Origin of the sequence: Microvirga tunisiensis (assembly GCF_009296175.1) — a bacterium.
Lineage (GTDB): Bacteria > Pseudomonadota > Alphaproteobacteria > Rhizobiales > Beijerinckiaceae > Microvirga > Microvirga tunisiensis.
The window spans coordinates 1-8,832 of the sequence record NZ_VOSK01000261.1 but is presented as its reverse complement, the minus strand read 5'-3'; the positions used below and the strand labels follow the sequence as shown (position 1 = coordinate 8,832).

General features: G+C 57.9%; 10 protein-coding genes and 1 pseudogene. 1 reads left to right on the top strand and 10 read right to left on the bottom strand.

Annotated elements, in window-relative coordinates; genetic code table 11:
• Positions 1–142, top strand: a pseudogene (locus FS320_RS32770) (ATP-binding protein); the annotation flags it as partial.
• 45 nt (positions 143–187) lie between these two features.
• On the opposite strand, the gene FS320_RS32765 reads toward FS320_RS32770, so the two are convergent.
• The 10 genes from FS320_RS32765 to FS320_RS32725 form a co-directional block, all read right to left on the bottom strand.
• A complete protein-coding gene (locus FS320_RS32765; RefSeq protein WP_152716606.1) occupies positions 188–844 on the bottom strand; it encodes a hypothetical protein in 657 nt (218 codons plus the stop codon).
• Entirely contained in the window at positions 844–1,194 is a 351-nt protein-coding gene (locus FS320_RS32760; RefSeq protein ID WP_152716605.1) for a hypothetical protein, read from the bottom strand. Before FS320_RS32760 ends, FS320_RS32765 begins: the two co-directional genes overlap by 1 nt.
• 96 nt (positions 1,195–1,290) lie before the next feature.
• The gene (locus FS320_RS32755) at positions 1,291–3,120 is read right to left on the bottom strand and encodes a hypothetical protein (protein WP_152716604.1); all 1,830 of its coding nucleotides are present in this window, start codon (positions 3,118–3,120) and stop codon (positions 1,291–1,293) included.
• An 18-nt stretch (positions 3,121–3,138) separates the two neighbouring features.
• Positions 3,139–3,831, bottom strand: coding sequence for a hypothetical protein (locus FS320_RS32750; protein ID WP_152716603.1), 693 nt, complete (start codon positions 3,829–3,831; stop codon positions 3,139–3,141).
• A gap of 217 nt (positions 3,832–4,048) precedes the next feature.
• Positions 4,049–4,690 (bottom strand): hypothetical protein, encoded by a 642-nt coding sequence (locus FS320_RS32745; RefSeq protein WP_152716602.1) that lies wholly within the window; start codon positions 4,688–4,690, stop codon positions 4,049–4,051.
• Positions 4,687–4,839 carry a hypothetical protein gene (locus tag FS320_RS45420; protein ID WP_153885357.1) on the bottom strand — a complete coding sequence of 51 codons (153 nt, stop codon included), beginning with the start codon at positions 4,837–4,839 and terminating at the stop codon, positions 4,687–4,689. The genes FS320_RS32745 and FS320_RS45420 overlap by 4 nt, the downstream gene beginning before the upstream one ends.
• A 241-nt stretch (positions 4,840–5,080) precedes the next feature.
• Positions 5,081–6,163: a hypothetical protein gene (locus FS320_RS32740; protein ID WP_152716601.1), complete on the bottom strand. Its 1,083-nt coding sequence runs from the start codon at positions 6,161–6,163 to the stop codon at positions 5,081–5,083.
• A gap of 323 nt (positions 6,164–6,486) precedes the next feature.
• Positions 6,487–7,002, bottom strand: coding sequence for a hypothetical protein (locus tag FS320_RS32735; protein WP_152716600.1), 516 nt, complete (start codon positions 7,000–7,002; stop codon positions 6,487–6,489).
• Positions 7,003–7,222: 220 nt separating this feature from the next.
• Positions 7,223–8,047 carry a sterol desaturase family protein gene (locus tag FS320_RS32730; protein ID WP_152716599.1) on the bottom strand — a complete coding sequence of 275 codons (825 nt, stop codon included), beginning with the start codon at positions 8,045–8,047 and terminating at the stop codon, positions 7,223–7,225.
• 4 nt (positions 8,048–8,051) lie between these two features.
• On the bottom strand, positions 8,052–8,690 hold the full coding sequence (locus FS320_RS32725) for a methyltransferase family protein (RefSeq protein WP_152716607.1): 639 nt from the start codon (positions 8,688–8,690) through the stop codon (positions 8,052–8,054).
• Positions 8,691–8,832: the final 142 nt, after the last annotated feature.

The window sequence follows — 8,832 nt, the reverse complement described above, 5'->3', positions numbered from 1 at the left end:
GAACAAGAGCATCCGGGAGTGGACCGAGCTGCTGGCCGGCGACGAGGTGCTGGCCACGGCCATCCTCGACCGCCTGCTGCACCGAGCGCATGTTCTCAACATCAAGGGGCGCAGCTATCGCCTGCGGGATCTGGAGGAGGCTCTCCAGCGGGCTCACGCTTGAGCCGTCGTAAAACTGGATGTCGCCTTATCTCGTAAATCTCGGTGTCGCTTGACAGACGTCGATCCGGCGGCGCCCCTCGATTTCAACGGGCTGATCGAAGACTACTATTTGGGGAATGAAGGTCGCCAGAATTCGATCTGCCGGCATGCCGTCGGCCGCGTCTTCCGCTTCTTCCGCCGCCTTGTCCGCCTCAAGCCATGCGGCGAGGGACTGCTGCATCTCTTTGCCGTCGATGAACTCGCAGAGGAGCCGGATAATCATTGGGTCGTCCCAGTCACCGCGGCCCATGACATGGTCGTGGATAATGTCGAGGGCGCGGTCAGCGACCGGGGCAATGTCCGACCTCTGAACGGCGTCACCTTCGATGGCCATGAGGCGGGTAAGGGCCTCCATGTAGGGTAGTCCGGAGCCGAGCACCTCTTCGCGGTCCTTGGTGCGATCCTGAGGATCGGCATGCACGCGTCCGATGTCATAGCCGCCGGCTTTCCCGTTCCATCGGATGAAGGTCGGCATTCGGACCGGGTCATGCGGTTCGATCCCGGCTTCCGTGAGAGCCTTTCGGGCTAGGACGTTGATGACCTTGAAGGCATTCGAAATGGCCTTGTCCTCACCCTCGCGCGAACTGTAGAGGGTTGCCAGGAAGGCCGCGGTCATCAGCGCATTTGAAATTGACGGTGTCATCAGTCTAGTTCTTTCAGGGCTTTGGAGAGCTCGGTAATCGCCTCAGTGAGATTGTCCTTGGACCGCCGGCGAATGACCTTTCGGGCTGCCTTCACCAGTGCTTCGACCCTGTGATGGGTTACGGCAAGTTCGCCGTGCGCGAAGGGAACTTTCGCGGTGTCCCCGTTGATGGAGAAGACGAATGGTCGATTGCCGTCCCAGTGCTCCTGCTTCCCGATCGGCGGATTGTCGCCTTCGATCTTCTCACGGGCCTTGCGACATGCATCGTTGACGTTCTTGGCCCCGGAAACCGTAACGCTGTAGCGCGTATAGGCGGCGTATTCAATGAGTTCGACGTGAAACTTTGGCATGGAATTCTCGGGCGTATGGGAGGGAGGGCCGTGCATAGTCATCCGGGTTCCCATGGGAGCCCGGAGACTGCTTCGGGTATCGAGTGGCTTAAGCCGTCAGGCTGCCTGGACCGTGACTTCGGTTCCGGTCAGCCTGTTCCGCTTTATCGAAATGACGAGGGTCGTCTCATGCGTTTCATCGTCCTCGGGCGATGGCAGCAGGTAAGACTTGTCGAGGATGTCCTGCTTCAGATGCTTCTGAAACAGCTGATCCGTTGTTCTACACACCCGCGAGACGAGAGTTTCATAAGTCTGTTTCGCGTTCGCTTCCTGAGTGTCGTAGCTGTCGGAATCCGTGTCATCGCTTTGGTAGTCGATGCCCTGCAGCATACGCCAGACAACGTCGTGGTCGCAGCCCTTCCGGATAATCAGCTCGGGCTCCCAGCTATTGCATTCCTTGGAGTAGTACACCGCAGAGACTGGGAAACTCCGATGTGAGGTGGATCCGTCCGGGTGGGTGACCGTGAAACGGGCGACGAGATCATCGGCGAGAATGTCGGATAACTCGTCGTAAGCAGCCTCAACCTCGTCGATCGCGAGTGCAAGTTCCTCCAGCCCGATATCACCGGGCTCGCCTACTGGGATCGTAGTCTCCTCATCATTGGCTTTGACGATGATTTCGAGATCGGTGGCGAAGCTTGCCTTGTCGCCAAATGCCGCGCGCAGGTCCTGTTCGCGGAAGAAAAGGTCTTCCTTCCGAAGTCCGCGTGACGCCTCCGAGGGCTCAAGGATCGACCACAGATAGGTATTATCGTAGACGCCAATCGCTTCGGCCGCCGGAACCTTCTTGTTCTCAGCGAAGACGAGATAGTCGCCCTGGCTGTATGCAGAGAAGCTCGAACTGCTCTGCCATTCCGAAGAGCCAAGACGCCGGATCGGGAGCGTTGGAGCAGGGATCTTATCTCCGCCCGGGAGCTCTCTGATTGGGTGATGCAGTCCAATGCCGTTCGGCAGGTCGGGATTACCCATCATCTCGACATAGAGCTTGTCGGTCTCCTCAATAATGCGAGCGAGGCCCTCGTCAGCGATGAGGGCGTTCCGCTCAGGAAGTTGGAGCTTGAGGACGCTGGTGTCATGAACATCGATCAGGATGGTGCAGGCGACGCCAACCTCACGGTGCTTTGCCCGACCCTCTACTGTCTCCACCATGACGAACTTCTCAGGCGTCGGGATATTCGGCGAGAAGTTGATCCTCCAGCCGTGTGTGACCACTTTGCCGAAGAAATTGACGCGGGCCTCCTGATGGGAGCCATACCCGCGGATGATCTTGATCGTGACACCACAAACCGTTCTGGTGATTGAGCTGAAGCCTCCACTTTCAGTGCGGAGGAAGCTCTCAGGTTCGAAGGTGCCGTTTTCCAGGGAGAAACCCTTCATGTGGGTTCGCAGGCCGCTGAAACGTGTGGCCTCGCGGACGATCTGGCCCGTGAGGAGCCGCGCCCAATCAGAGACGGCCTTAATGCCATGGATCTTGACGGTAAGTCCCTGGACGCGGGGGTGTCCGGTAGTAAGAGTGGCCTCTGCATTCTCCGCGAAAGCCTCCTTAGGGACAGTCATCGACCAGTCGTGGGACTCAAACGTGACGTCGTGATTGCTAAGCGAAAACACGCCTATGCCGGCGGGATCCTCTTTGCCTTCGGTCGTTTCGTCATTGGCGCTGCCGCCAAGGGTCAGGAGGACCCCTGCCTTTTCGGCCGGCAAGCCCTTCCCGTTGTCGGCGATGATGAGCGTGTCATCGACCAGAGTGAAGGAAATCTCGGTTGCTCCGGCACGGCGGGAGTTCTGAACCATCTCGTCGATGATACTCGACGTCTGGTTTGTGAAGAACTTGGGAGCATTGCGGAGGAGCTTGTCGCCGAGCGTAGCTTTGATTTTGGTGGTGGTCATTGAGAAAGCCTCAGGTCATCAGGAGAGAGCGTGGAGCGTGTCGATTGCGCTGGCGTCGGTCTCGCGCGCCGCGGGGCGAAGGAGATCTGCTGCGGCCGGGAAGATTGAGATGAGGTCCTGGACTGAATCACAGGCGCCGATCTCGCGGGCGATCGAGGGAAGAGTGTCGAATCGAGCCCGGATCTCGCTGGCGAGCCGGGGTACTTCGATCTCAATGAGGTTCCGAAGCTTTTCCTGATTGGGCTTTGCCTCCACAACGGGAATGGTGAGTGCTACGGCGAGGGTTGCTTGAGGCAGGACGGCGGTGCCATTTGAAACATCGAAATGGACGACTTCGGCAGGCATTTCGATGTGGGCACGCGTGGAGGAGATGACCTTGACGAAGTCTGGCTTGTCTACGGCCTCCATGAGGGCAGGCCAAACCGTCGAGTAGGATGAATTGAGCTGGACCGTGCCAAAGAGGTCTCGGGCGAGGCTCATCTCAAGAGCGAGTTCGCGCTTTTTCTTGGCGACGCCGGCAGCGAGGAACAACTCGAACCCGTCGTGCGCTCGGCTGGCCTCATCGAGAGTGATCCAGGCGTTCTTGGCAATATCTGGGATCAGCTGAGCGCGTTCCTTGTAGAGCGACGCGCAATTGCGCTCCGTCAGCCTTTCGACGGCCAGAACGAGGGCTTTATAGCGGTGCCCATTCCGCAGTTTGAAGTTGTCCATGTGGTCTCCTCCGGTCGACGAGGCGCCGGACGGGTTGAACAGGCGGGCCGGTCGGCATGCGCCGGAGCCGCGTGTTTTGAGGGGGTTTGATCCATCAAGGATCAAAAGTCTGGTCAGGATAGACATGAAAAGACCCGGACGTGCGGGCGCGCGTCCGGGCCTGGTAGGCGTCGCAATAAGCAGGATAAAGGGTCTGGTTATGAAACGGATTGGTCGTCTAGGCGGCCAGCATCATCTTCCCATTGAGGGCAGGAAGATGTCTCTTGAACAGGGCAAGGAGTTCGGCTTCCGCCTCTTCGGGCGGCATCCAGGTAAAGGGTGGACAGGACGGCTGGATATCGGGGATGGCGTCGATCATCCACGGCAGCTGCTGAGGAACATGGAAGTCACGCTTCTCTATGGCGAGAACCATCAAGTCGATGCGCCTGAGTGCGGCCTTCTGCTCGGGCGTTGGAATCTCGAGCCCCGCGGCTTGGTGGATAGCGCGATCGTGTCGGGATTCCAGCTCCTTGCGAACCCTCTCGATCATGTCCGCGGCATCAGTGCCGAACATTTCGCAAGCAACCTGATAAGTCGCCGATTTCTCGGGCTGCAAACGATCCCCAAGGCGTGCCTCGGCGGCATCATGTAGGGCGAACAGTGCAACAAGGTTGTCTGGTGCTAGAGCGCAGCCGATGAGCGTATGGAGAGCGACCGAGATCGGCTTTTGGGTGTTCCCCCCGAACCGATTTTCAAGGGAAAGCGCGTGAGCTATCTCCGCAAAGTCAACTTCCTGGGCGATTGGATTGACGAGGTCGATCGGCCGGCCTGTGTAGGAGGGCATCCAGATAACTGGAAGTGACGGTGGGCTGTAGCTCATATGTCCTCGTGAATCTGGAGCAAATCTGCTTCAGGCCGAATTGTATCATCCTCGGAGTCTCTGCCTTCTGGTTCGGCGAGGTTCTGGTCAATTATGGCAAACTCCTCCCGGATCCCGAGAGCATCGTAGTGGTCTCCTAGAATGGACATGTCGATCTCCTAAAGGGGGCTTTCCCTGCCCGGGCTCGAACCGGGATCACTGTCTTCGTCGGATCCGTGGCGCTAGCAGGTCGCCGTCGATGCTGTCCGGTTGCTTCCACCTTCGTCTGCTAGACCGGGGCTTGGGCAATTAGGACTTCTCAGTGGATCCTCAGTTGCTCTGTCCGTTTGAGCTACAGGGACGCGAAGTGGCTTCGGCATTGAGTGATGCCGGAGCCGAAGGAATGATGCCTTACGTTGCTGCTGAGGTTTCCACAGCCTCTACATTGAGCCACGATAGTTTCTCGCACACGCGCTCTAAGGAGGCACCAGATGCGTGGGCATCCTCTAGAGTATTTAGGATCAGGTTTGCAGCATGAAGGCGCATCTCCCGCGGAAGCCGGGCGTCCAGCTGAGTGCAATAGCTGGAGTTCTCTAACTCTACCCACTCGCCGGACGCGTCTTTGATGAAGCCATCGAATCGGAGGAGAGGAGTGTCTCCTGGGTCTTGGGCCTGGTAGTCGCCATCTTCACCTTCCCCAATCCACTCGAGATCGACCCGAAGGTTCGGGCCGCTAACAGTGATAGGGTCGTTTGCCACTTCACCGGTTATTGCCAGAGGCTTCTCAGGAGGCTTGTCCTCGCACGGGGTTTGATTACGAAGACGCTCGAGCAAATCGGAAGCTCGGACAGTGAGTGTATCCCTGGTGACAGAGTAGTGTTCGTTGAAGTGGTTGGCAAAATAGGCTGAAACCACCTGCTCGGCAGGTGCCGTCTCTGGATCGACGGACGGACCCACGTTGTCCTTCACCTCGGACCAGTAGCTCGCGCAAAAGCCGGCGAGTTGCTCGTAGAGATGCTCCCTTGAGAGAGCCGTGTAGGTGCTCTCACCATGTCTATGCTCAATGACTGCCACGTGGACGTCGAGCCTGATCATCTGGTCGCCGAGAGTATCGAGCGTCCCGGTGAGGGTCTGAAGCGGGTTCTCCCAGAGTGGAGAGAGGTTTAGGAGATGACCATAAGGGGAGGGGGCGAAGGTATGCGCCCGCACTTCCGACGCGACCTGTTCCAGATAGCTACCGTCGATAGCGAAGGGCGCGCGAGCCAGCGGGTCCCGAGCGACAACGATGGTTTGGTCCCCGAGCTCGACCACCCCAAGAGGCTCGACGCTGGGTGGCGTCAGTCGACCGGCTTTCGCCGCGGCCGTTGTCTCGTTGGAGTTGTGGTGCCCGAAGGCTGCGGCAGCGACCTCAAGGACCTGACTGCGCTTGAGGTTGACACCCTGGGCTTTGAGAGCCCAATCAAGGCGATCCAAAATAACCGGAAGGCTTTTCATAGCTTGCTCCTGACGGCAGTCGGCAAAGACAAGCGGGGGTTCCGTTAACCGCGAGCCGACTGCGTTTGAGAGCAGCTGATAGCTACGCGTGGTTGGTCGGGGTTTGCCTGCAGCAGGGCTGCGAGATTGAATCTCTGGAACCGGCGGGCTTCCCGTGGCCCGGGGGGCAAGGCCCCTTCGACGAGACCCGGTGGATCTCGGCGGAGAGGTCTTTCTCTTGCTCTAAGGGTTTGAATCTTCTGCTCTGTGCTCTGAAAGGGCTAACCAGCAAATTCCCGAGGGGCGGGCAAACAACTGCCTACCGTAGATCCAACATGGTTGGTCTATGTCTTCTGGAACGACGATACCCAGTCGATGATCTGCTGCTTGTACGGTTCAATCAGCAACCATAGGCCGACCAGGCAAATGAAACCAAAGGCCATGTTCCAGAGAACGTTAAGCCTGACGCGCTCTAGTCGACGATATCCCCTGCGATGCTCTCTGTCCCCAGCCCCGCCGATTGGTGAGAGCGGGTCGATACCCAGTTGTTTGAGCTTGTCATCTATGGCCAGGCGATAAGCCCTAAGTCGCGCGACGTGAAACCTGTTTCTCTCGTAGAGCTTACTAGAGACCAGGATTCCGAAGATACCGATCAGAAGCAGGAACGCCGCAATCACGACATTTGAGAACACTTCCCCTGCTCGAAACTGATGCAATCCTACGATTGTCGCTGCTAATCCGAACAGAACTGTAGCAATATTGGATCTCAACGTTTCATGTTGGCGAGCCTGAGTGGCCTGCTCGTTGTACATCTTCCAGGCGAGATCGAGGAAAGCCTTGTCTTCATCGGTCAAAGGCATCGTCAACTCCCAGAGGCCGGGACTTTCGGCTAAAGCGTGACGGGGACGCCTATCAAACTGGCCTTCGGAAGCGGCGCATCCAGACACCGGCCGTTGGCGGGCCCTAGCTCAGTATGGTCCGTCCAGAATACCGTCTCGCTAGATACCAGAATATGCCTAGTTGGGATTAGCAATCTTAAGCTTAGCAATATGGCTGACGAATTCTGCCGGCGCAGGCGAACTAGGAGCCCGTGCTAAGAATGTCGGCCTTCGAAGTTCTGCGCCGCCTTCTCAGAAGAATCTGGCGGAATGGATACAAGAGCTGCTTGCCGTATGTCTCCGGGACATTGTCGCTGCAGCCGTACTTCGTCGGCTGGCCGTCCGGCATGTGGGCGGTACCGAACAGAACATCCAGGAATGAGAGCTGGCCGGCATAATTCTTGTTGTAGGCTTCCCGATGGTCGCTGTGATGCCAGTGATGGAAATCTGGGCTTGCCAGAAGCCAGCGCAAGGGCCCGATCCTCACCGTGACATTCGAGTGCAGCAGGATGGCATGCCACTGGTAAATCACTGCGTAGGTTACCAGTGCCGCCTCGGAGAACCCGAGTGCGAAGCACGGGATCAATGACCCTGCTTTGGTCAGGATCTGATCGATCGGGTGGACGCGGTTGGCAGCGAGCCAATCCAGTTCTTCGATGCTGTGATGCACAGCATGGAACTTCCAGAGGGCCGGGAAGGTGTGGAATGCGCGATGGATGAGATAGAAGCCGATGTCGGCGATCACCAGCACTTCGATTACTTGGATCCAATAGGGCTGTGAGCCGACGGCGGCCCGCACGAACTCCGGTATCATAAGGCGCCCGGCTACGATGCCTGCATAGATGAGCAGCATGGAGCCAATCTTGATGATCGCGCCGTTGAAGGTGGCGTAGATCAGGTCGAGCATCCAGCCTCGTCTGAGGTGCTTCTGCTCAGGGTGCATCCCAAAGAGGTGTTCGAGCGGAACAAAGATCGCACCAAGGAGGAGGAAGGTCTTCCAGTCGAAGAGATACGAGAGCGCGTCCATGTCGTTAAAACACCAATGGAACTAGACGATACGGGACTGCAACGATGAACCGGCGATAAGCCTCGTCTTTCGACAGCAGGCGCTCCTCAGCCAAGATACGTCCAATCTGGATTGCAAGAGCGCAAGCATAGATCAGGGAGTTCCAGAGACTCGGGTTGATCAGAAGGAACCCGACCTGCGTCATGACGTATCCCGCATACATCGGATGCCTGCAGAACCTGTAGGGGCCAGATGCCTTGATCCCGCGATTGGCCGGAATCACGCCAAAGCTGCGTCGCAGGGTTAATTTGGCGGAGATCTGCAGAACGAAACCCATGAGCATGATCGGGATGCAGGCGAGAACCGGTACTATGCCACCGTCCGCAACAGGGCGGACCAGCATCGGCAGGACCGTTCCAGCAAAGGCAAGCAACCAGTCGGCCGTACTCGTGGAGATGTCGCTGGTCCTGCGGCGGATCAGAACGAAGGCAAGGACGGTCCCCTCTGACGCCAGGACGATTAGCGTTGCAGCGCTTCCTGTTTCTATCCACGAGCTGAGAAAGCTCCAGGACATGAAGCTGTAGAAGAGGACGAGGGCGACCCGCTCAAGGACGTCGAGAGCGTGGGGAAGCCGGTGAGAGGAGGGAGAGCCGGAGGGATGCATATTTCTCACTGACTAAGCTCGAGTTTAGCCCATCACACGGCATGGCAGAGTGCGTATACCAAGCATCGCTGAAGCGCCTGTGAGGGTTTTGGCGTTTTGTGCCGGCGCCGGGATGTGAGTAAACCCGTTTCGCGCCAGATAG

Coding starts and splice junctions, on each gene's coding strand:
- FS320_RS32765 (WP_152716606.1), bottom strand. CDS start 844: ATGACACCGTCAATTTCAAATGCGCTGATGACCGCGGCCTTCCTGGCA.
- FS320_RS32760 (WP_152716605.1), bottom strand. CDS start 1,194: ATGCCAAAGTTTCACGTCGAACTCATTGAATACGCCGCCTATACGCGC.
- FS320_RS32755 (WP_152716604.1), bottom strand. CDS start 3,120: ATGACCACCACCAAAATCAAAGCTACGCTCGGCGACAAGCTCCTCCGC.
- FS320_RS32750 (WP_152716603.1), bottom strand. CDS start 3,831: ATGGACAACTTCAAACTGCGGAATGGGCACCGCTATAAAGCCCTCGTT.
- FS320_RS32745 (WP_152716602.1), bottom strand. CDS start 4,690: ATGAGCTACAGCCCACCGTCACTTCCAGTTATCTGGATGCCCTCCTAC.
- FS320_RS45420 (WP_153885357.1), bottom strand. CDS start 4,839: ATGTCCATTCTAGGAGACCACTACGATGCTCTCGGGATCCGGGAGGAG.
- FS320_RS32740 (WP_152716601.1), bottom strand. CDS start 6,163: ATGAAAAGCCTTCCGGTTATTTTGGATCGCCTTGATTGGGCTCTCAAA.
- FS320_RS32735 (WP_152716600.1), bottom strand. CDS start 7,002: ATGCCTTTGACCGATGAAGACAAGGCTTTCCTCGATCTCGCCTGGAAG.
- FS320_RS32730 (WP_152716599.1), bottom strand. CDS start 8,047: ATGGACGCGCTCTCGTATCTCTTCGACTGGAAGACCTTCCTCCTCCTT.
- FS320_RS32725 (WP_152716607.1), bottom strand. CDS start 8,690: ATGCATCCCTCCGGCTCTCCCTCCTCTCACCGGCTTCCCCACGCTCTC.